Origin of the sequence: Roseburia sp. AM59-24XD, assembly GCF_003478445.1 — a bacterium.
Taxonomy (GTDB): Bacteria; Bacillota; Clostridia; order Lachnospirales; family Lachnospiraceae; genus Jutongia.
This window is the reverse complement of sequence record NZ_QUET01000013.1, coordinates 60,933-84,557: the sequence shown is the minus strand read 5'-3', so window position 1 is coordinate 84,557 and position 23,625 is coordinate 60,933. Positions and strand designations below refer to the sequence as shown.

Annotated in this window: 16 protein-coding genes and 6 pseudogenes; 3 read left to right on the top strand and 19 right to left on the bottom strand. The window is 44.0% G+C overall.

The genetic code is table 11. The annotated features are described in order from the left end of the window. Positions 1-14: 14 nt before the first annotated feature. Complete coding sequence (locus tag DXA20_RS08030) at positions 15-1,226, bottom strand: ABC transporter permease subunit (protein ID WP_118559937.1); 1,212 nt, start codon at positions 1,224-1,226, stop codon at positions 15-17. A gap of 6 nt (positions 1,227-1,232) precedes the next feature. Further along, on the bottom strand, positions 1,233-1,685 hold the full coding sequence (locus DXA20_RS16745; RefSeq protein WP_243100577.1) for an RNA polymerase sigma factor: 453 nt from the start codon (positions 1,683-1,685) through the stop codon (positions 1,233-1,235). Positions 1,686-1,991: 306 nt separating this feature from the next. Here DXA20_RS16745 and DXA20_RS08015 point away from each other — a divergent pair, with 306 nt between their 5' ends. Beyond that, positions 1,992-2,249 (top strand): helix-turn-helix domain-containing protein, encoded by a 258-nt coding sequence (locus DXA20_RS08015; protein WP_118559935.1) that lies wholly within the window; start codon positions 1,992-1,994, stop codon positions 2,247-2,249. Between the two features lie 21 nt (positions 2,250-2,270). Here DXA20_RS08015 and DXA20_RS08010 read toward each other — a convergent pair whose 3' ends face one another. Next, positions 2,271-2,591, bottom strand: a complete 321-nt coding sequence (locus DXA20_RS08010) for a winged helix-turn-helix domain-containing protein (protein WP_243100576.1) — start codon at positions 2,589-2,591, stop codon at positions 2,271-2,273. 156 nt (positions 2,592-2,747) lie between these two features. Further along, positions 2,748-3,380 (bottom strand): annotated as a pseudogene (locus DXA20_RS08005) (dihydroorotate dehydrogenase); the annotation flags it as partial. On the opposite strand from DXA20_RS08005, the pseudogene DXA20_RS18385 reads away from it, so the two are divergent. Then, positions 3,380-3,559 (top strand): annotated as a pseudogene (locus DXA20_RS18385) (winged helix-turn-helix transcriptional regulator); the annotation flags it as partial. The pseudogenes DXA20_RS08005 and DXA20_RS18385 overlap by 1 nt on opposite strands. Positions 3,560-3,725: 166 nt before the next feature. On the opposite strand, the gene DXA20_RS07990 reads toward DXA20_RS18385, so the two are convergent. From DXA20_RS07990 to DXA20_RS07950, 9 genes and pseudogenes are all read right to left on the bottom strand, one after another. After that, positions 3,726-4,037: a DUF6508 domain-containing protein gene (locus tag DXA20_RS07990; RefSeq protein WP_118559931.1), complete on the bottom strand. Its 312-nt coding sequence runs from the start codon at positions 4,035-4,037 to the stop codon at positions 3,726-3,728. A 6-nt stretch (positions 4,038-4,043) separates the two neighbouring features. Further along, positions 4,044-4,547 (bottom strand): annotated as a pseudogene (locus tag DXA20_RS07985) (5-methylcytosine restriction system specificity protein McrC); the annotation flags it as partial. 47 nt (positions 4,548-4,594) lie between these two features. Continuing rightward, positions 4,595-8,542, bottom strand: coding sequence for a P-loop NTPase (locus DXA20_RS07980; RefSeq protein ID WP_118559929.1), 3,948 nt, complete (start codon positions 8,540-8,542; stop codon positions 4,595-4,597). 259 nt (positions 8,543-8,801) lie between these two features. Next, a complete protein-coding gene (locus DXA20_RS07975; RefSeq protein ID WP_118559927.1) occupies positions 8,802-9,173 on the bottom strand; it encodes a TnpV protein in 372 nt (123 codons plus the stop codon). 31 nt (positions 9,174-9,204) lie between these two features. Continuing rightward, on the bottom strand, positions 9,205-10,998 hold the full coding sequence (locus tag DXA20_RS07970) for a class I SAM-dependent RNA methyltransferase (protein ID WP_118559925.1): 1,794 nt from the start codon (positions 10,996-10,998) through the stop codon (positions 9,205-9,207). Positions 10,999-11,014: 16 nt separating this feature from the next. Next, a complete protein-coding gene (gene pheA / locus DXA20_RS07965) occupies positions 11,015-12,151 on the bottom strand; it encodes a prephenate dehydratase (protein ID WP_118559923.1) in 1,137 nt (378 codons plus the stop codon). A 171-nt stretch (positions 12,152-12,322) separates the two neighbouring features. Next, a pseudogene (gene recG, locus DXA20_RS18640) lies at positions 12,323-14,361 on the bottom strand (ATP-dependent DNA helicase RecG). 22 nt (positions 14,362-14,383) lie between these two features. Further along, positions 14,384-16,059 (bottom strand): annotated as a pseudogene (locus DXA20_RS18380) (DAK2 domain-containing protein). 47 nt (positions 16,060-16,106) lie between these two features. Further along, positions 16,107-16,466, bottom strand: a complete 360-nt coding sequence (locus DXA20_RS07950) for an Asp23/Gls24 family envelope stress response protein (protein WP_022305655.1) — start codon at positions 16,464-16,466, stop codon at positions 16,107-16,109. Between the two features lie 165 nt (positions 16,467-16,631). Here DXA20_RS07950 and DXA20_RS16405 point away from each other — a divergent pair, with 165 nt between their 5' ends. Next, the gene (locus DXA20_RS16405; protein ID WP_199877065.1) at positions 16,632-16,772 is read left to right on the top strand and encodes a hypothetical protein; all 141 of its coding nucleotides are present in this window, start codon (positions 16,632-16,634) and stop codon (positions 16,770-16,772) included. Between the two features lie 62 nt (positions 16,773-16,834). Here the strand turns inward: DXA20_RS16405 and DXA20_RS07945 are convergent. From DXA20_RS07945 to DXA20_RS07920, 6 genes and pseudogenes are all read right to left on the bottom strand, one after another. Next, positions 16,835-18,213, bottom strand: a pseudogene (locus tag DXA20_RS07945) (aminopeptidase). A 17-nt stretch (positions 18,214-18,230) separates the two neighbouring features. Beyond that, positions 18,231-19,322: a zinc dependent phospholipase C family protein gene (locus tag DXA20_RS07940; protein WP_147403719.1), complete on the bottom strand. Its 1,092-nt coding sequence runs from the start codon at positions 19,320-19,322 to the stop codon at positions 18,231-18,233. A 94-nt stretch (positions 19,323-19,416) separates the two neighbouring features. Continuing rightward, the gene (locus tag DXA20_RS07935) at positions 19,417-20,364 is read right to left on the bottom strand and encodes a hypothetical protein (protein ID WP_118559919.1); all 948 of its coding nucleotides are present in this window, start codon (positions 20,362-20,364) and stop codon (positions 19,417-19,419) included. A 99-nt stretch (positions 20,365-20,463) separates the two neighbouring features. Then, positions 20,464-22,614 carry a carbohydrate-binding domain-containing protein gene (locus DXA20_RS07930; RefSeq protein WP_118559917.1) on the bottom strand — a complete coding sequence of 717 codons (2,151 nt, stop codon included), beginning with the start codon at positions 22,612-22,614 and terminating at the stop codon, positions 20,464-20,466. Between the two features lie 34 nt (positions 22,615-22,648). Beyond that, the gene (locus tag DXA20_RS07925) at positions 22,649-23,293 is read right to left on the bottom strand and encodes a nucleoside recognition domain-containing protein (protein WP_118559915.1); all 645 of its coding nucleotides are present in this window, start codon (positions 23,291-23,293) and stop codon (positions 22,649-22,651) included. Between the two features lie 76 nt (positions 23,294-23,369). After that, positions 23,370-23,618: a hypothetical protein gene (locus DXA20_RS07920; protein ID WP_022305662.1), complete on the bottom strand. Its 249-nt coding sequence runs from the start codon at positions 23,616-23,618 to the stop codon at positions 23,370-23,372. Positions 23,619-23,625: the final 7 nt, after the last annotated feature.

The following is a 23,625-nucleotide window of genomic DNA, read 5'->3' as shown; positions in this document are numbered from 1 at the left end:
TGCCATATTGTTATTTATGCCTTCATCCTTCTTGACCAGCTCCTTATAGCGAATGGCATACATAGAATACCCATCAAGACAGGAATAGTAATAAGTAGATATGGTGACCAGATAAGCTTCCCAAAAATACGAAAAGTATTAGTTCTGAAAATATCTGTTGAACTTCCTACCAATGGTATTAAATCCAATGCTTTTTGCATCCCATAAGGAAGATATTCTGCAATCATCATTGGTCCATATACAACAGTCAGACTAAGCAGTAAGGTAAGTACATTATTTTTTACAGCCGCTGATATAAACATAACAATTCCGGCAAAACCTATTGCTCCAAGCAGTACAAAAGCATATTCATAAATTTCTGCCTGCAGCATATTCATAGGTGCAACAGCAATCAGCTTGATATTCTGAATCGGCATATCCCATCCGGCAGTTCCCATAAAAAACAACTGTGATATAACAATTGAAACAGCAAGTAATGCAAAAAACTCCACTGTAAACGCTAAACCAGTAAGAATTTTGGCAAGAGCAATTTTCCCCCAACCATTTCGAGTCGTCAATACCAGTGTGCTTGTATTATCATGCCATTCGCCAGCAAATAAAGAGGATAAAACAATACCGAGAAACAAAGCCATCACAACTCCCAGATCCGCAACCATACTACCAAGAAGCGTTGACCAGCCTTCTACCCACTCATAACGAAATGGTTTTTCTACCTTTCCCTCTATCTGATGTAAATACTCTTTTTCAGCTCCTACCTGACCACTGACCTCCAAAAACTCATCAAGCACCTGCTGTCTTCTTTCATAGAAGCCTGTTAACTTATCCGGATCAACATAGCTTATCATCGTTTTATAATTACCGGTATCTCGAAGCTCCGGATACAATGTTCCAAGCCAACTATTAACTATCTTCCAGTCTGTCTTTTCCAGTTCTTCCTCCATACCGTCAGCTTCCATTTGCTGATAATCACTTACTATTTGCTGCAAGGTTTCATCCGTCAATTCTCCACCAAATGAAAGTGCATATCCCTGACTATCCTTTATTACTGTATATCCATCAAAATTATTGCCAAAAGCACTTGTATAGTCATCTGAACTGCCAAAACTGAACCATTGAAACGAAAGTATGCTTCCAAAAATTACATAATAAACAAAACACAACAACACACATATTTTAACAATTTTCTTTCGCCATAACTTTTTATGCTCTAACCAAAATAGTTCCATTCTATTTCACTCCTTCCTCTGTGGGAAAATAAAATAAATAAAGATCTTCCAATGTAGCTTCACAAGGCACCGCTCGCTCACTAGGCATATTGTCTGAAATAATACGCAATATAATTTCTTTTCCTTCGTGCCGTAAATTAGCAACCGTTGTTTTTGTCTGCCATTGTCTAGCTTCTTGTGGAGAAACAGAAAGCTCCCAACCTTCCTACTTTCATCAATACATAAATGATTTGCAATCGTGTATAGATAAGCCTTAAATTTCTTTTTCCCTTTATATCCGGATAAATTCTTAAACAACTTCAAAAATGTTTCCTGAGTCAGGTCTTCTGCTTTTTCCAGATTAGAGCAATGCCACCTACAGTAACGTAAAATAGATGTATAATAGCGTTTTATCAATTCTTCTGCTGCATTTTCATTTCCAAGTAGAATCTGTTCCACTAATTCGTCATCACTCAACACGCATCAGGCTCCTTTCCATTGAATATCTGTATATATATAATAACGGGTTATGCACTTAAAATGATTAAAAGATTCCTCATTTTTTCTTAAAACGAATGAAACGATTAAACCAATATTTTATCTCAACCCCTTTCAGAAATATCAACTAAATCAAACACTACCTTTTTCTCCGCTTAGAGTAATACTTCCCACACCACACAATTTTCTCTATCCCTAAGTATTGCATTTTACAGGCAGTATTATCAATCCTTAAATTTCTTACAAAAATATTTTTCCGCACTTCATCTTTAGAAAGTTGGTGATGATATGAAAATTTACTGGAATAAAGAAAGCAATTCCAAAAATCTGATAGGTCAGAAAGTAAAGGAATTGCGAACTGAAAGGCAGCTTTCGCAAAAAGCACTGGCAGAACAGCTCCAACTTGCCGGATATGAATTTAGTGATTTGACCGTATTACGAATAGAACAAGGGATACGCTTTGTACCAGATTATGAAGTGGTTGCCCTTGCTGAATTTTTCCATGTATCTTGTGAATATCTTTTAGGTGTCAGAAGCGAAAAATAAGCAGTGATCAGTATTTCTTCTTTACAGACCGCTGCTTAAATTTTTGTTGAAACGATAGCCTACACCCCATACCGTCTGTATGTAGATTGGCTGTTCTATCTTTTCTCGTATGTTGCGTATATGGCTCATGACGATGTTGTAATCACCGGAATAGGGTTCTTCCCAGACAAGATCATAGATTTGCTCCTTGCTAAACACCCTCCCCTGACTACTTGCTAACAGATACAGTATTTCAAATTCTCGATTTGTAAGCGTAACTTCTGTATTCCCAGTAATAACACTTCTTTTCGATAAATCTACTATCAATTCGCCTATTTGAATATTTTTTGTTTCCTGAAGCATATTACACCATTAAAAATTCTTGCTATTACTTATTATCTGTAACATTCTCTGATAAGTCTCTTCTTCGTCATCAGAAAATGATAAAACTAATATTTTTCCCATTCTATCACCTATACTAATGAAATATTCTCACTGCCATATTTCATGGATATATGCTTAATCAATACATCCTCTGATTTCTTCCAATGAGAAAATTTTATTTTCTTTCATATATCTCCAAATTCCATCTATGATTTCTACAGTCGCATAAGGATTATGAAAATTTGCAGTTCCAACAGCAACAGCCTTTGCTCCCGCCATAATAAATTCAAGAGCATCTTCGTATGTTGAAATACCACCCATGCCAATCACAGGCGCATCAACGCTATGACAGACCTCATAAACCATTCGCAGTGCCACAGGCATAATACCGGGACCAGAATACCCTCCGATTCTATTTGCAAGTACAGGTTTACGCTTATGTATATCTATTTTCATTCCTCTTAGTGTGTTAATTAGCGAAATTGCATCTGCCCCACCAGAAACAGCAGCTTTTGCTATTTCTGTTATATCACTGACTTCCGGTGACAGTTTTACAATCAAAGGTTGTTTTGCGTAATGACGAACAGCACCCACTATCCGTTCTACAATGTGCGGATCTGTGCCAAAGCTCAATCCACCTTCTTCCACATTTGGACAGGAAATATTAAGTTCCAAAAGATCAATATCACAGTCTGCAAATTTCTCTGCAACCGAACAATACTGTGCCAAAGTATGTCCACAAATATTGACGATTATCTTCGTATCATGAAATCACAAAATCAACTCTTACCAAACAGTTAAGGGAATTGGAAAATGACGGATGGATCAATCGTCAGATTTATCAAGAAATACCTCCCAGAGTAGAATACACTCTTACAGAATTAGCCGAAAGCTTTGTTCCAATTTTAGAGCAAATGAAAGAATGGAGCGAAACACATTTATGCTAATCCTCCGAAAAGGTATCACTGGAAGTGCTCTGCACACAGATGGCACAAACACCAGACTGGATGCCTGATATACTACTTCGAGCAGATGGGTATATCACTGAATTTTATAAAAAAGACTAACGAAAATGGCAGTACTGATCACAGAGACCGATACTGCCATTATGCTTTATTTATTCAATTCTGCTACCATTCTTTTAAGGATTTCATCAACCTGACCGGCGCGTTGTCTGCGCTCGAAGGAACCATTACTAAAATGATCTTCTCTTAAAATCGCAGTAAGCAATGCAGTACATAATTCATAATCTGCATTTGCCACACGCTGTAATTCCTCATTACAATTGATCGGTTCTGTTGTCATGTAATCCGCATAGTTACTTTTTAGATCACCGAGATCTTCAATCAAACTATAATAAGTTCTTTCTCTTCCTGGATGATCAATGACATCCTGAATCATCTGTGCTTTTTCTTTATTTGTCATTGTTCCTTATACCGCCTTCTCAATACCATCAAAATGTGCTGCTGCAATTTCATCTAACTGTTTGGCAATCTCGTCAAATGGTTTATTCAGGTCCAACGTTTTAACGCTAATCTGATTACCATGCATTTGATATACATTATCTGGTTGAATCAAAGCGTCCGTTCTTGCGTACAGCAACATTCCAGAAACCTTGTTATCCTCATCTCCAAATTGATATTCACGATTTTTTACATAAGTAAATATCTGATACAGATTATTTGAATGCAAAGTATGTTTATCAAACTGAACCTGTGTTGTATTAGAATAATACTTGGCATCAATAATCAATACTGTATTTTCTTTTTGAAGGTGAATATCGCTCTGCATTACTGGAAGCATATCTCCAATACCATCATCTAAAGACCACGGTATCTGTGAAGCACTGACGGTTAATTTCGGATAATGCTTTTTATAATATTCGAGAATGAACTTCTCATACAAACGGCACATTCTCTGCTCATCAAGAAAATCCATCAGCTTTGTAGTTCCATCTATGTTTGTTTGGAGCAAACCTTTCACTACTGTTCAATCTTTTTCTGTATGAAATGTTCAATAACATTATTGAACATAATGTCATCAAATTTTTCTCCGGAAAATACGTTATCACAAATTTCTATTAACCAATCGACATCTTTGAACGGAAGCTTGTTCTTCAATAAACGAAGCATTTCCGCAATGTTGGGCTGAATATCTTGCGTTTGATCTGCAAGATAGCACGCATCTTCTGGTTCCGTCAACAACTCCACAGATTTAGAATATATCCATAGTTCTTCTGCAATATCTCCTATTGGAAATTCATCGACATCGGTGACTTTTTTTTCAGGCAAATCATATTTTTCACTAAAGCAGTCAAGCATTTGTGCCGTCACATCCACAGGATATGGATGTAATAATTTATCAAGCGATGAATAATTTTCTGATTCAATTGCCTTCTTGACATCAACAAGCATCTGTCGAGGGAACTGTAAAGCAGCAGAATTTATTTCTTCAAACTCGTTAGCAGATAATATGACTAGATAATCAAAGGGAGCATCAGAAAATGCGATACAACCCAGAAGCCATTCGGTTAAATTGCTTTCCGATGCCATATCAAAATTATCAACTATAATTGGATAATATCTCAACATATCAATGGTATAAATTTTATCAGGAAAATGAATCAAATACTTGGATTTTAATGCCAAAAATCCTTCTTCTGCGATTTTTCTTTCATCTCGACAATACCCATCATACCAATTCCTAATTTGATATTTATCAAAATACTTATTTGGCGAATGTGCCTGATAGTATCTACAGCACATTATTAGTCGCTCTATATTTTGCGTTTCCATAACACAAAGAACCATCTGTCTTTCCTGAAAACCAAAATCAATTGCAATTTCTGCAAAGTAATTCTGCATCGTTACAAGAGAACTTTGAGCTGTTATGAGGTTTACCATAGCCAATCTTTGTTTTTGTTCTTCCTTAGCAAGAAAACCCGCAAACTGATTCATAAAGTTTTGTATGCTTTGAAAGTATTTATTCTTTATTTTTCCTAATCTCTCAGGCACTGTAGCTTTTTCTTCAAAAGGACGATCTTCCTTAGGATATCGTTTTTCACCTGTGGTAATTAAGGCGAAGTCTTCACGAAGTTTATCTACTTCCCCTGCCAAGCCCCCTAATGTTTTTCCGCTAAGAAGTTTATAAATACAGGCACAGCACTTATCTGCAAGCAAACATATATGTTCTCTCACATCAAACCAGTAATTTAACCATTCTGTCACGGTATCAAATTCGTAATTGCTCATAATGGTCTTGTTCCATAGCGACGTAAGATTCTGATGAAACATGATTACAATGTTTCTAATGGACATTTCTTTATGTGCATCGTCGGGAACAGGATAAGCCGCGAGCAAATCAACTGTCGGCTTGAGTGCATCCGCGCAATACAAATCAAAAATAGGCAAGGCTTTGCAAAGGAGTTTCAACCTTGAGACGCTCTGCTCATTTCCCGTTTTAATATTGTGCAATCGAAGGATATATTCAATGTGAATCGCATTTTTTTCGGAATCAATAAATACCCTATGTGATCTGGTCCACTGCTTGAGGTACGTAAGAATACTCTTAAGATTTCGTTCCACAAATTCCATATATTTCTTTCTGTTCCCGCAGTAGGAGAGATACATCAGCGTAGAAATGCACTCCAGCGTCAATTTTTCCGGCTTGCTCCAAAGATCGTCCAGAGAAAATCCGACCGATACATTCCACTCTGGATTGATGTTATAGATCCACTCAGAAATGGAGGCATAGGACATGATGTCCTTTATTCCGTCAAACCGAAGGGTGCACAGTTTCCTATATAGACAATCGCAGAAAACATAGACATACGTTTCCTGCAAACGGCAGGTGGGAATACGCTCCCGTAATCGGCAAAGATATTCTATATTCTTATTATCCGGAAATGTTTCCCGCATTTTGTCCAGCGTATCCATCGACACACCGAAATCCTCAAATACAGCAAAGGGGCACATTTCGGTCGATATAAGGAAAAGACCGCCGTGGGCATCTGCATCGTCAAACATAGCCCGATTGGAAAGGAAATACTGCATCACACTCCCTGAAAAAAGCCCCTGTATTGCAGAAGTATAGTTTGAAAGGTCTTTTTCATCCCATAGACTCTCGACCGCATCGCGGAAAAATGTCTCTTTGTTCAGGGTAAACTCCGGCAGATGAGAAAACAGTATCGATAGGTCCGCTTTGTCCGCCATTTTCATAACTGAAATGGCGGTATTGTCAATTGGCAGGAATTCATGCAGCCTCTCAACAACGTGCTTTGACCGAATTGGATGCAGCCCCTCAATATACCCGCTCTCTTCATTTACATGCACAAGGAACTCGGATTCCATACATTTTAAGAGCTCCCCAAAATCCGATCCAGAATCTTCTGATTGACTCGCATAAAGGTTGACAGCAGAAAGCCTGACTCCGCAAAGATCTGCGAAACATACTTTGCGCAGGATTTCACATTTTGCTTTGCCAGAAGATGATTGTCCTATTTCGGATATTTGTGAGGCTATTCTTTCTGATAACATCTCACCATGAGTAAGCAAGTAGACATACTCTATAAGTAGTTGCCTTTCTGCAATCTTATTCCATGCTCTTTGCCAGCTTGTTATGCTTGGGTGAAGCTGCTTAGCCTCTCCGAATAGATTGAATATCTCTATTGCTTCCTTTTCTTCTAAAGCCGGCTTAATTACTTTCAAAGACTGAATATTGCTCAAGTCGCCACTATAATTATACCAATCCATCTCTCGCGATGTGATGAGCAACTTATAATGACAATGCAATTCGGATTGTAAGAGCTGAACAAGATAATTCCATTTGCTGAGATGGTCATCCAGATTGTCAATTAAGATAAGAATCTTTTCACCAAGCTGAATTCTTGCTTTGAAATATTGGACAATATTCCCAATTTCTTTTATCTCATCACACCATAGTAACTGATATGGTATATATTCATTTTGGAGAATATAAGCTGCCCGCAAAGCCAGCGTGGTTTTTCCTTGCCCACTAGAAGCTTTAATTACAGTAACCATGTTTTCGCAAATAGAATTAATAACATCTTTTTCTAAACTCGGTCGTTTGATTGGAAACCCACTTACTATATCTGCTGGTGTTGCTTTTTTTCCTTCGTAAAAACTACACCCTTCATCAATGCTAGGCTTAGAGTAGTCCAGTTTACGAATCCAACTATGAGCTGGATTTTGAGGACCCTTACTGATATCTATTTTGACAGATTGGATTTTGGAATCTAATTCTGCTTTGGTCACATAGGCCCGCTGCTCCATTTTTTCAAAGCAAAGAATTTTTATGCTATTTGCAAATAATGAAACATTGTCTGTGTTAATCTCATAAATTCTAATTAAGGTTTTTTCAATTTCAGTAGCAAGTATAGATTTTTCAATCTTCTCAAATGACAGATGTGAAATAAATTTATCGAAATCATAAACAGACCAATTCCAAGAAGGATTGTTTTTCTTGATATTTGAAATCACGCCAGCCCAATAGGTGCGTGATTTTTCGTCTAACTTAGATGCAAATATCTTACTTAGATGGCCTTTTGCAACAGGAAAATCATAAACAAGCTTAAAAAATCTATTTTGATCCAGCAAATATGCTTCAAGAAAATTTTTGAGCACATCAGTTAAAAAGCTGGCATCCTGTTTGTTGACAGAATATTTCAACTGTATATGAGTAATATCATTACTACCATTTTTCTGCATGATACAATCAATATCTTCAATCCCCTCAAGCTGGAAAAAATTGCTTGGATTTGATGACGAAAGAATTAAATAACACGAATACAAAAATTGATATGAATACCCCCTGAGTGCAATTTGTCCGCCATCCCTAGAAATACTTAATTCCTGAATATTTGCTTTTGGAGCTGTAACCTTTTTGTTTTTCTTCTTTGTGCTTTTTCCCATATTTCTCCTTTCGTTCTCTTATTACATCTACACGTGCTCTAATCTGTACTTATCAAATTTTCCAATTCAGAATATCGAAAGATTCTATTTCTATTAGGAAGTTTAATGGCATTCATCAATTCCATTTCCTTGTAATGAATAAAACATTTTAGATACTATAATAAAAATCCCGCTGCTTTAATAATACCATCTTCTTAACCCATTTTCTATATAATCTCTTCCAAACAGCGAAAAGCTCCCGAAGGAGCTTTCCATTACCTTAAATATACACTAATTCTTTTAACACAATCTCTTCCGCTGCATTCCGGATGTTATTTACAGCTCCAACCCACACCATCTGATCACGAGCTTTCAATTCTTCCGTAACGCCTTGCTTCTCCATCATCTGACGCACCAGAATATCCATTCTCTCCTGTGCTTCATCGTCCACAGTATTCAGATGTTCTGTCAGTCTGTCTTCCAACATATACAGTGAATACATTGCCGGACGATACTCTTTCAGATATGTTTTCCGCATCATTCCATATTTCCCATAATGCGGTTCTTCATCTGTACTGACAAGATTCGGATAGTAAATTCCGTCTGCGCCAAGTGTGTAGGTTCCACCCATTTTTTCAAATGTGCTTTTCATGTGTTATTCCTCCTTGAAATCAGCGATATCCTTAGATCATCGCATAATATTTCAGGGCAGCCTTGATAGCATCTTCTTTCTCTTTCGGGCATTGCGGAACTCTTGCATTTTCTGATTTTGGAAGATTATAGTTTTCTCCCACTTCAATTCCACATTTGCGTTTTACCTGAGAAATATATAAACTTGGAACCTTCAAGCCAAATTCTTTCAGCACATAATCTTTGATTTCCTGATAGGTTGCTTTCAACTCGGCACAGGTGGCATCCAGCTCGTCCAGGTCTAAGTCGATCTCTATCGTGTCATCTGGTTTTTGTTGGGACAAAAGAACAACCGTCTCCACATGCACCGTCGAGCAAAATAAATCCACGCAGCTCACCCGCTCCACCCGGTATCCGCTCTCCTGCAGCACCACCAGATCTCTCGCCAGACTCGTCGGCTTACATGAGATATATACGATCTCCGGCACACCGTAGTCGATGATCTTCTTGAGTGCCTTCGGATGGATTCCGTCACGCGGCGGATCCAGTACAATATAATCCGGCTTTTCCTCGATCTCGTCGATGACCTTTAAGACATCTCCGGCAATGAAGTCACAGTTTGAAAGTCCGTTAAGTGCCGCATTTTCCCTTGCTGCCTCCACAGCCTCCTCGACGATCTCCACGCCGATCACATGACCTGCTACCGGGGCAATAATCTGGGCAATCGTTCCTGTTCCGCTGTACAGATCAAAGACCGTTTTTCCGGACAGAGCATTGTTCAGAGCGTTCGACGGAGTTTTTCCCGGATCTTCCGTCTGAGCCGCCTTGTCCGCGAAAGTATCCGCAGAAGTATCAGCAGGTGTATGTGCATTTGCCGCACCTGTCAGTACATAATCTCTGGCACGCTGATAGAGAACCTCGGCGCCCTTTGTATTCGTCTGGAAAAAGGAAAATGGTGTGATCCTGAACTGGAGCCCGAGAACGGTTTCCATGAACCAGTCTTTTCCGTAAATGATATGCGTTTCGTCACTTTTGACGACATCGCCGAGACTGTCATTGATGATATGGAGAAATCCGGTCAGGGTTCCTTCCAGAGACTGCTTCTGAAGAAGCTCTGAGAGTTTGTTCAGATGCTCCTCCATCACGACGTCCTCATACTGGGAGGAGGTGACGAGGGCTACTAAAAGCTCTCCTGTTGATTCGGAGCGGCGCACAAGCAGATGGCGTAGAACACCCTCATGGCTGTTTTTGCGGTAATATGGGATCTGATTGTCAGCACAGTAATCACGAACCGTATCCAGAATAAGACGGAAGTCTGGATGCACGATACGGCATCCATTGACATGAATGATATCGTAAAAGCTGCCCTTTTTGTGGAGACCAAGCGTTAATGGTCCGTCCTTCACCTCATCGCCAAAGGAAAATTCCATTTTATTGCGGTATTCCCACTGCTTCGGGCTGGATAAAATTCCATCAAAAACAAAATCAGATATTCCGTCACATACCGGATGCAGCAGATCAAGCACCTGATTTTTCTTTAATTCAAGCTGTTTGTCATATGGAATTGTCTGATAACTGCAACCACCACATGTCCCAAAATGCGGACACTCCGGTTTTGCCGTTTCAATCGCGGAGCGCTCTGTTACCTCCCGCAGGATTCCCTTTGCTTTTCCTTTTCTTGCTTTCTTGATCGATACACGCACCTTCTGCCCCGGGATCACGCCCTTTACCTCAACACGGTGCGTCTCACGCTCTCCTGCTTCATTGGTCTCTTCGATCAGCACAACTCCCTTGTTTGGGAAGTCCACGTGCTCTACAATTCCTTCTACGATCTGTCCTTTTTTCATGTCAGTCTCCATCACATTATTTTGTTTCAAAGTTACCTAATACTTTCAGATTGCTGGCACATTCATGCATGGTTGCCAGTGCATTTTCTACGGAGGATTCATTCAAATTTCCCTCAAGATCAACGAAGAAACGATATTCCCATTTCTTTCCGTGAAGTGGTCTTGATTCAATCTTCGTCAGGTTCATTTCATTGTAATAGAAATTGGCAAGCATGTTATAAAGCGCACCCGGCACATGCTTCACTTCGAAAGCAACACTGATCTTATTGGCATCCTTTAAGAATACCTTCTGATTGGAAATAATGATAAACCGGGTAAAGTTCGTACTCTGGTAATTGATACGTTCCTGTAAAACATCAAGACCAAAGACCTCAGCCGCTCTGGTGCTTGCAATAGCACCATGTGTCTTGTCCTTCTCCTCGGCAATCTTCTTTGCCGCGCCTGCCGTGCTGGCATACTCGATTCCCTGAATATCATGCTCCTCCAAAAACGGAGCACACTGCAAAAGTCCCTGCGGATGGGAATAGACTTCTTTAATGTCCTCTGTCGCAGCGCCCTTCACGCCAAGCAGTGCCTGCTCCACCTTGACCACATGCTCTGCCACGATCGTAATATCATGCTCCACCAGCAGGTCATAAATATCGGTAATACTTCCGGTAGAAGTATTTTCAATCGGCACAACGCCGTATTTTGCCTCACCGTTTGCTACGGTTTCGATCACATCCCGAAAGGTTGTCTTATTAAATGCAGTGATCTTATCGCCAAAATACTCTGACATCGCCTGCTCGGAGAATGCACCTCGCTCCCCAAAATATACGACATGTGTGTCCTCATTGACATCCAGATGATCCACCTGCTCAAACGGGATAGTTGCCGCGCCCGGTCCCAATGTCTGATACTGATATTTTCTGCTGATAGACATGATCTGGCGGAACAGATCTTCTACAGCTGTCTCATTAAATTCCGTGCTGGCATAGCTGCGCAGTGTTTCCAGCTTCTGCTGCTCTCTTTCCGGATCATAGACCTTTTTGCCGGTGCTTCTCTTGTAGGCAGCAACATCATTTGCCACCTCCATACGCTCCTCAAACAGTCTGGTGATCTCCTTATCGATCCTGTCAATCTTTTCTCTGCTTTCTTTTAAATCTACAACCATGTTTTTATCCCCATATCCTTTTCATTCTGTAAACGATTCCTGTCTTTTTATGTTACCATATGCAGGTTCATCCCGCAAGATTTCTTCCCCGCAGAAGCTCTTCCCATATCTATTTGCGGGCAACACCTGTCACCGTAATATACCGTATCCTTTTCGATAAGAACATATATTTTACAGGAAAATATCATCGGTATACGCCATGATCCTCTGGCGAAGTCCCTCGTATTTCTTGCACATATTTAAAATATCATCCTTGGTATATGCAGCTGCCGCTTCGTTGGCATCCCTCAGGATCGATGCATCCTGATAAATATCAGCCAATGCAAAATTGAGCTCTCCACTCTGCCGGATTCCGAACAGATCTCCCGGACCACGCAGCTTCAGATCCTGCTCTGCCACATAGAAGCCGTCGTTGGACCCTCCGAGAATTCCCAGCCGCTCCATTGTTTCCTGCGAACTGTTGCCTGCCATGAATATACAATAGGACTGCGCACTTCCACGACCGACACGACCTCTGAGCTGATGAAGCTGTGCCAGGCCGAACCGCTCTGCATTCTCTACCATCATGACCGTGGCATTCGGAACGTTGATCCCGACCTCAATTACCGTTGTTGAAACAAGTACATCGATCTGACCATCCGCAAATCGCTCCATAATATCATTTTTGGCTCCGGCTTTCATTTTGCCGTGAAGACATTCCACACGGATGGACGGCGCCAGCGTTGCTTTCAGCGTATCCGTATAATCCGTGACATTTTCCGCTTCCATATTGTCACTTTCCTCGACCATCGGGCAGATAATGTATACCTGATGCCCCTGCCGCACCTGCGCCTGAATAAATTCGTACGCCTTCGGACGGTACGCCGTCCCCACAACGCAGTTCTTGATCGGCAGACGGTCAGATGGCATCACATCGATGACGGAAATATCCAAATCCCCGTAAAGAATGATCGCCAAAGTTCTCGGAATCGGCGTTGCACTCATGACAAGCATATGCGGCTCCAGCCCCTTCTCCGAGAATGCCTCTCTCTGCCGGACGCCAAAACGATGCTGCTCATCCGTGACAACAAGTGCAGATCCTTATAATGCACCTTGTCCTGGATCAGCGCATGCGTTCCGATGACAATATCTGACATTCCCATTTCAATTGCTTCATAAGTACGTCGTTTCTGTGCCGCTGTCATGGAGCCAACCAGCAGGTCCACGCGGACATGAAACGGCTCCAGATATTCCTGAAATGTCTTAAAATGCTGCTCGGCAAGCACCTCCGTCGGCACCATGATCGCACCCTGATGACCATTTTCCACGCAGGCAAGCAGTGCAAGCACTGCCACGATCGTCTTACCGGAACCGACATCTCCCTGCACCAGCCGGTTCATGACAATGCCGGATGCCAGATCCTTCCGGATATCCTCCCAGGCATGCTCCTGACCGTCCGTCAGTTTAAACGGCAGGCTTTCCGTAAGCTTTGCCGGCATGTCAAACTGCTCCATCACATAAGGAGATTCCTTCTGATGTTTTCCCTGCTTCATCTGATGAAGTGCCAGCGCAAAAAAGAAAAACTCCTCAAACACGATCCTTCGTCTTGCCTGAATATATTCCTCCTTGTCCTTCGGAAAATGAATTGCCTGAACCGCCTGCTTACGCAGAACAAGCCGGTACTTTTTGCGCATTTCAAGCGGGAGATAATCTCCGGTCAGATCTGTCTCCTTCAAGGCATTTGCCACCGCCTTGCTGACGGCATGATTGGTAAGCCCCGCCGTCAGCGGATAGACCGGCTGCAGCTTGGAAAGCAGCTTGTGATACTCCTCCTCACTCAAAAGCTTTGGCTGCTGCAGACGGTATCTGCCGTTCTTATTGATCACCCGTCCCCGCATGATATAACGCGTCCCCATATGGAGCGTACGCAGGATAAACGGCATATTAAACCAGGTCACTTCGATCTGACCGGTGCTGTCCTTTAAAAATGTACTGACAATCTTCAGATTGCGGGCATACTGCATCCGCGGCTTTGCGGCAAGTGTACCGCAGACCACCACGATATGTCCCTCCTGCACCTGATCGATCGGACGGATATTTTCTACAATCTCATATTCTCTGGGATAAAAGAAGAGAAGCCCTTCCACCGTACTGATGCCCAGTTTGGCAAAAAGCTTCTCGCTCTTCTCTCCGATCCCTTTAATCTCACGAATACTGTCGGATAACTGCATATAAATCCTCATTTCTGAGCAACTACTCTACTGATACAAAGTATGAATATACCGGCTGTCCACCATACTGAACCTCAACCTCCAGATCGTCATGATCCTTCAGGATCAGATCAGCAACAGCCTCTGCGTCCTTCTCCGTCACATCGGCTCCATAGTAAAGGCTGACTAACTCGCTCTCATCGTCTAGCATGCCCTTTACCAGCTCCAGTGTAACCTCCTGCAGCCCCTTTTCAACGGCAACGATCTTCTTATCTGCAATGCCCATATAATCGCCCTGCTTGATATCCTTGCCATCCATCTGCGTATCACGAACCGCATAAGTCACCTGACCGGACTTGACATTCTTCATCTCCTCCGTCATCTGTGCCGTGTTCTCATCGACAGGCTGACCCGGCATGAAATTGATCATTGCCGCAATTCCCTGTGGAATATTGGTCGATGGGATCACGATGACCTCTTTGTCCTCTGTCAGATCTCTCGCCTGCTCTGCTGCCAGAATGATATTACCATTGTTCGGCAGAACATAGACATGATCTGCATCCACCTTCTCCACTGCCTGCAGAATATCATCCGTGCTCGGGTTCATGGTCTGACCGCCCTCGATCACTTCATCTGCACCGAGATCCTTAAAAATATCACTCAGACCTTCTCCCGCAGAAACAACAACAAAGCCGTCTGCCTTATGCTCCTTCGGCTCCTCAGCTTCTGCCTCCGCCTGCTGCTTTGCAACTGTCTCCGCATCGCGGATCAGCTTCTCCTGATGCTCCTCACGCATGTTGTCAATCTTCATGCTGGTCAGAGAACCAAATGTGAGTGCCTTCTCAAAGGCAAGACCCGGATGATTGGTATGAACATGCACCTTGACGATCTCGTCATCCGCAACAACGACAACGCAGTCACCGATATCCTGAAGATATGCCTTCAGCTCCTTCTCCACCTTATCCTGATCTCTCTCAAGCATTATGATAAATTCGGTACAATAACCAAACTTAATATCTGCCGCATCCTCAGAGGTCCTGTCGTCACTGCCGGTGATGCCTTTGCATCCACACCCGTCAGATCAAGGTCTACTTCCTTGCCCTGCAGTGCTGCCAGTGCACCACGCACAAAGGTCATCAGTCCCTCTCCGCCGGAATCTACCACACCTGCCTGCTTCAGGACAGGGAGCATATCCGGTGTACGCTTTAATGTATCCTCCATGTATGCGCTCACTTCCTCGGCAAAGGAAACCATATCATGGCTTTCTCCCTCCATCAGAAGCTCAACGGATCTCTCCGCACCCGCCTTGATCACGGTAAGGATCGTACCCTCCTTCGGCTTCATAACCGCCTTATAAGCAGTATCCGCTGCATGCTGGATACTGTTGCCAAGATCGGTCACCTCAAGATACTCCAGTCCCTTTAACTCCTTCGTGAAGCCACGGAAGATCTGGGACATGATAACGCCGGAGTTACCCCTCGCACCACGCAGGGAGCCGCTGGACATTGCCTTACACAGGCTGTCAACCGTAACGTCCTGCAGCTTATTGATCTCACGAACCGCCGCCATGATCGTCATGGTCATGTTTGTGCCCGTGTCACCGTCCGGTACCGGAAATACATTTAACTCATTAATGTAATCCTTTCTTGACTCCAGCGCCTTGGCACCTGCCAGAAAGCACTTTTTCATCATCAACGCATCTATTCTCTCAACACTCACTTTTTCTTCCTCCTAGAGATTATTTCCTTCTGACATAAAAGTCCGTATCAGTCATCGACAATTCTTACGCCCTCGACTGCAACACTGATACTATCAACTTCCATACCCGTATATGTCTCTACACGGCAGCGAACGTTTTCCAGAATATTCTGGGCAACTGCACGGATGCTCACGCCATACGCAACAATTACATGAAGCTCAATATGGATCTTGTTGTCAACCACCGTTACATTCACACCACGGCTGACATTCTCTCTTTTCAGAAGCTTCGTCACACCGTCCTTGACATTGACAGATGCCATACCGACAATACCGAAGCACTCTGTTGCTGCTGATCCGGCATACTTGGCAAGAACCTCACGGTCAATGACAATATCTCCCATCTCATTACTCATTTTACCCTTCATAGTCCATCCTCCATTCTTTATCAATTCTATCTGATCCGGTCATCTTTCGATGATTCCAGAAAAATGTTCAAATTCACAGCATAATAACATATTCTATAGTATACCCTATTCTTTTCAAAAAAGAAACCTTTTCTTGTGAGGATTCTTTCAAAATGGAGGTACCCTGTGAAACGAATGCTAGGTTTTATCTTATTCTGGATCGCGATCGGCATGTTGCTCATGCTCTGGATCGGCAGCGGCTTTCTTGCGTTCTGCATTATCGTCCTCTGTCTGCTCCTTGGATATTATCTGTTCTGCGGATGTTAAAATGGGCAAAACCTTCTGTTTGCCACTGAATCCATTTCTCTGAAAGCTGCTTCCGCAAACCCTTACGCATCCTTCAAAAATGCCTTGTAACACTTATATGCCTCGTAAACATCCGCCTTGCTTGTCACCTCCCAAGGTGCATGCATGTTGAGAACCGCTACACCGCTGTCAATAACCTCCATGCCGTACAGGGAAAGAATATAAGCGATCGTACCTCCACCGCCGATATCTACCTTTCCAAGCTCAGCCATCTGGTAATTAACGCCATTGTCATCCATGATCCGGCGAAGCGCTGCCAGATATTCCGCATTAGCATCATTGGAACCGGACTTACCACGGGAGCCGGTGAATTTACTGAATACAACGCCCCGTCCCATAAAGGAGGCACTTCTCTTCTCAAAAGCATCTGCAAACAGCGGGTCATACGCAGCGTTAACATCAGAAGAAAGCATACGGCTTGCTGCCATGCATCTTCTCAGCTTAAGATCACTGTAATCTCCCTGCAGATTTAACAGCTCTGCCACAACATTTTCAAAGAAATGAGACTGCATACCGGTTGCACCGACACTGCCGATCTCCTCCTTATCTACCAGAAGACAGCAGGCTGTCTTGTCTACATCCTTTGCCTCTAACATAGCTGCCAGAGAGGTATACGCACAAACTCTGTCATCCTGTCCGTAAGACATGATCATGCTGCGGTCAAAACCCATTTCTCTTGCTCTTCCTGCCGGAACAACCTCTAACTCAGCAGACATGAAGTCATCTTCCTCCATGCCGTAGTTTTCCTTTAAGATTGCAAGAACACCGGCCTTGACAGCATCCTTCTCCTCGTCCTTCAAAGGCATACTTCCGACAAGAATATCTAACTTCTCGCCCTCGATCACCTTTGCCGCCTTCTTCTCCATCTGTGCTCCTGCCAGATGGATCAGCAGATCGGTCACGCAAAATACCGGATCCTCCGTTTTCTCACCGATGCTCACATCCACTGAGGTCCATCCTTCTTCACAATAACACCGTGAATTGCTAACGGCAGTGTCACCCACTGATATTTCTTGATACCGCCATAGTAATGAGTATCAAGATATGCCATATCCTCTGACTCATATAACGGATTCTGCTTTACATCCATACGAGGAGAATCAATATGTGCTCCCAGAATGTTCATGCCTTCCTCCAACGGTTTCTCACCGATCTGGAATAATGCGATCGTCTTATTCATATATGCCGCATATACTTTGTCGCCCTTTTGGAGCTTTTCCCCCTTCTTCAGAACCTCTTCCAGAGGCTGATAGCCATTCTGCTCAGCCTGACGGATCGTCTCCTTTACACATTCCCGCTCTGTCTTGCCGACAGAGAGAAATTCGATATAGTCCTGATTTAACTGCTCCAGTTCCTTTTTGTCTTTGTTTTCATAGGTTTTCCATGCGTTAATACGTTCCATGAAAGTCACCAGCCCTTCTATTTATTTTTACCGGAATGGTAATCTCTGTTTTCCAAACCGGCTGCTACCTTTGCAATCTGCTCTCTGATAAACTGCTCTATGCTTCCGGCACGGCTCTTCTTCTGCTCCACAAACCGGATTCTCCGCAGCAGACCCGCCAGAAGCGGTTCCAGCCTTGTATAGTAATCCTGATACCGCTCCATGGCAATATCATACATTTCCCATACACTCTTGTCAAAATGCTCCTTCGGATTCCATGGACTTGTCCACCTTCTACCCAAAGTATTCATGGCATCTCTCCGGTCCGGCATCCGGTCTGCCACCATCATATTGGCGATCACCGGTCTTCCGAGCACCACAGCCTCAAACCGGCGGACATGCTGCCGTTTCCTTCCGCTGTGATCATAAACATGACGGATCACACCACGCATACAGCGATAGGATGCCTTGATATTTTCATCGAATATCATCAGATGATAGATTCTCTGCAGTGTCCTGCTCATCAGACGTGCGATCACACTAAGCTCTGCCTCCGAAACACGGATCCGCTTCTCCGGATAATAACCCGACGGCATAATTCCCTTTTTTACCATCAGTATCTTCTGATCGATCACCGCCTCCAGCCGCTGATGCGCCGGAAACGATCTTGCTCCGGCGTCCTTTACGCCATCCCTGTAGCCGGATCTGGCATAAATATACGGATGAAGCTCTGTATCCAGCGTATAATGGGACACAAAGCCCAAAAAATAACTGATTCCGATCTCCAGTCCCTGCTTGTTGGAAAGCTTCAGAAGTTCATCCAGAAATACCTCAAAAAACCGGTTGATCTGCGAGGTATGAAGTCTGCTTCCCAGATCCACCTTACGATGCACCAGCTTCATAAACGGATTAAAGAAAAACAGATCCGGTCCCTGGCAGCCCAGCCGGAACACCTCCGGATGCTTTGCCACAACCTCGTTCAGCTTTCCCTTTGTCTCTTGCAGTGCTTCCTCTCCAAATATCTCATGTGCTGCAAATGCAGGCATATTCCCTCCATTCTGTCCGGCACGGCATACGCCGCCGGCTCCTTGTGCTTTTCGGTGATCCCGCGTATCTGTAAACGCCGGCATATACTCCACGCCACAGATATATCACCTTCTCCAATAACCCACAAATCCATTGTCTTACCCAATCCCAACTAATACAGCTCCCGCCGCAAATCCTTTACCTTCCCCAGTCCCCGGCTAAGACAACTCCCGCCGCGGCCAACACTGAAAGCAGAGTATGAAGAAGCTTTGCTTTCAGATATCCGTCTATCTTAATCCCGCTCCCCTGCAGCACACTGTATGTCTGCGCCACACTCGACAGACCTCCAAACGCCGCGATTCCGCAGGCGATGATCCATTTGACCGGTTCCGCCATCGGATACGCCTTCAGATACTCTCCTCCGGTGGTGATCTCGATCACGCCAAGACCGATCAGCTTTGCAAATTCATGGCAGGGCACGATCTTTTCCACAAACTCTGCCAGAATCGAAAACAATATTATATAACCGCCCACCTTCGTCACAGTAACGAAAGAATTAAGGATTGACTGATCCAGTGCATCCATCACCGACACACGATCCTCCTGATAACAGTATTTTACCACATTTTGCCTGTTTTGATAACCGGAAGACACCTTTTTCCGCAAAAAAAGAAATGCATTTAATACGGCAGTACCATACACAACAACCAGCACAACCCATGGCTTTGTAAGCCCCATACAGTACACACCGATATACTCCAGCAGAAACATCGGACTGGCATTATTGCAAAAACCGGTCACATATTGTGCCTCTTCATAAGAAATTTTCTCATCCAGAAGAAGATCCGCCGCCGTTTTTGCGCCCAGCGGATAGCCCGACAGAAATCCAACCGCCATGGCATAGCAGCCATTTTCTGACAGACCAAGCAGACGATGTAAAAACGGATAAAGAAGATGTCCGATCTCTCCTGCAGCTCCGGTCTTCATCATCGTCCCGGAGAATACCATAAACGGAAAAAGTGCCGGCAGCACCACCGTAAACCACAGCAGCAGTCCATCCTTCGATCCCTGATTGACCACTGCCGGGCAGAACAGAAGCACTGCCGGCACCAAACATATACTGATCCAGATCAATTTCTTTTTCATAGGACTCGCTCCGGCATCTCAAACACATTTTCTGCATCTTATGCCACTGTTTCTCGCATTTATCCTATGAAATTTTCCGGAAAATATTCCTGTCATTCCTTAAAACAAGCTTTTATAATCCTCCACATTCAAAGTATTCTCCAAATGACCGTTAAACAGAATTCCTTTTCCTGCACGAAGTGCCGATTTACCGGGTTTGATGGTAAGATCCCCACCTCCGTTAATGCAGATATAACCATCGCTGCATAACGCATCATCTGCCGTCAGTTCACCATTGCCGGCAGTCTGTGAATTGTCCGCTGTGATACTGCCACTGTCAGGTGAAACGTAAAGGGTAGTTCCCGCTTTAACCGCCTTACAGCTTCCTGCTGCTGTCAGATCCTTTCCCGCCTTATTCTGTGCAGTTACTGTCATTTCATCAGGGTTCAGATACAACGTACGGAAGGCGCTGATACCGTCTCCGTTCCGAGCGGTAAGCTGATATTTACCGCCGTCTATACTCATATTACCAAGCTCTGCCAATGCTGGATCTGCTTCAATATCCGCCGCATCAAGTGTTGTCTTTAATGCATCCCCTGCCGCATCTATGGTCAGATCGGCATTTTTCACGAAAAGACCTGTTTTGCCGGAAATACCATTATTGCCGACAGATGCGTCCTCTGCATTTCCGGTTGTCACTTTAATCGTCGCATCCTGAAGCTTCAGGAAGTTCTTACACTGAATGCCATTGCCGTTCTCCGAGCTGATCTGCAGGCTGCCGGAGCCGTTCAACGTCAGAGGTACATTTTTCTTACTCATGATACCTGCGGTATGATCATCAAGATTTAAGTCTGCCGCTCCCTGATCCTCAATCACATTCTCTCCCAGCACGGTAATAATTGCTTTGGATATATCGGTATCTCCGTTTTTGATCGTGATGACACCATTATCCGTCTTTGACGGAGCGGATGCCAGACGAACCCCATCCAGAATCATATGCAGCTCCTGTGATGCTGCCGCAGCGGCATCTGCATCATAGGAAACTTCTATCGTTGCCGCAACCGCATCACCGGATGCTGATCCCTCCGAGTTGATCAGATAAGTTCCCGGTTTCGTGATCGACAACTTGTTTTTCTTTGACAAGGAGGCAACAACATTGCCGTCACTGTCCTTAAATTCCTGTTTGGCTGCTGTCTTAGGAAGCGTGATTTGCACGGCATTGTCAATAGAAACGTTACTGTCACTCTCCTCAAATGTTCCCTTGTAAGCTATAACGTAACCATCTGCCGCATCTCCACAATATCCTTCCTCACCCGGCTGCAAAATATTGACCGGCTTCTCTGTCGGTTCGCTGCTGTGTGCAGGATTATCCGTCGCATCCGGTGTGTCAGAGGTCTCCGGAATATCTGTAACCACCGGCTCCTTGGAATCAATCGGCTCCGGCGTTGTGACCACCGGATCGGTTTCAACCGGAGGATTCGTTACAAACGGTGTTGTGGTCGCATCCGGTGTCTGTGACACTGCCGGTTTGTCCGATGTTACCGGAGCTGTCGGTGTCGTTGCCGGTACTGTTGTCGGAAGCGGCGATGCCACGATTGCTGTCGGTGCACTGACTGCTGTTCCGGTCGGTACATTCGTTGCCCCGGCTGCCTTGATCTGATAGCAGTAATCGCCTCTGTTTCTGTTCGTACCTGCTGTTTTATTAAGCTTTGTCGTTGTCATTTTCTGATTGGTGCGTACCGGATACACCTTCAGAGTTGTCGTTTTGGTAAAGGTAAACTTCTTAGAAGTGCCAGCTTTTACCTTTGTCTTTTGAGCAAATTTGTCAGAGGTCGTATAATAAACCTGATACCCTTTTTGTGCCTTTAACGTGGTTGTGACACTTTCCTGATATACGCCCGCTTTCTTTGACATGGTAAAGCCCTTTGACGGAACTACTTTGATCGTTACTTTGGCAGATTTCTTTCCACTGCTTACCTTCAGCTTTGTCGTTCCCTTTTTCTTTGCAAGGATCAGACCGCTTTTGTCAACGGATGCAATCTTTTTCTTAGAGGATGTAAAAGAAAGCTTCGCATTCTTCTGATTTGCTTTGACCAAAAAGCTGCTTCCCGCAGGCATGTACTTCACCGCCGGCATATTTTTGATCATTACTTTTCCTGCTGCTGATACATCCGGACATACACCGCTTGACAGAAGCAGTGCTCCCGTCAACAGCCATGCCGTCAGCTTACCTGTAGTCCGCCTGAACCCTGTTTTCGTTTGTTTCTTCATAATCTGTCATCCTTTCTCTTATTGTGTCTAACTCTTAAGAACTCTCTCCCCGCCGGCTCATGATTCTGCAAAAGACCACAGCAGCCGCTGTGCTGACTGTCGTAGCGATCAGTCCCGGTACCACAATGGCTGCGGGATTAACCGCACCATACTGCGCCCGGTAGGCGATCACACTCACCGGGATCACCTGCAGCGAGGAAATATTTAAAACCAGAAATGTACACATCTCATCACTGGCTCTTGTCAATGTAATCTTATTAGGATCAGCCTGCTCCCCGGTTTCCTGCCGCTTTCTTTCGGCAAGCCTCTGTCTTTCTAACGGGGCAAGCTCTGCCATCGCCTTTAAGCCCATGGGAGTTGCCGCCCAGCCAAGTCCCAGAATATTGGCAAGGATATTGGCAGTCAGATACTCATTCACGCGGTGTTCTTGGGGAATCCGTGGAAACAAAAAGCTTAGAACCGGACGCAGTCCTCTTGTCATACGATCCAGAAGTCCCGCCTGCCTTGCGACCTCGATCAGTCCTGTCCACATGGACATAATTCCAAGCATTGTCACCGCCATATTTACCGCCTCACCGGCACTGTCAATCGATGCATTGCTCACCGCCTCAACCTGACCGGTGACAATCCCTGCCCCCAGCCCTGCCAGTATCATAAATCCCCATAAATAATTAAGCATAGGTTACCTCCAGATCAATCTACCTGTAGGTAATCTATGCTTATGACATACGTTTTAGTATACCCAATCGCGCGGATTACTCCTCGGATTCATCTTCCGGAGCTTCCTCGCCACCCTCATTCTCGTCGTCTTCAAAATCCAGTGTTACGTATTTTCTGGATTCCTCATCAAGCTCATCGTCTTCGTCGTCAAAGTCGAAATCATCATACTCGTCATCCAGCTCTTCGTCCGGCTCACCGATCAGCTTCTTGGTCAGATAGTATGCACCTGCTGCCATCACGGCAATCGATGTGATACCCATAACACCCTTGAGTAATTTTTTCATGTCTAGC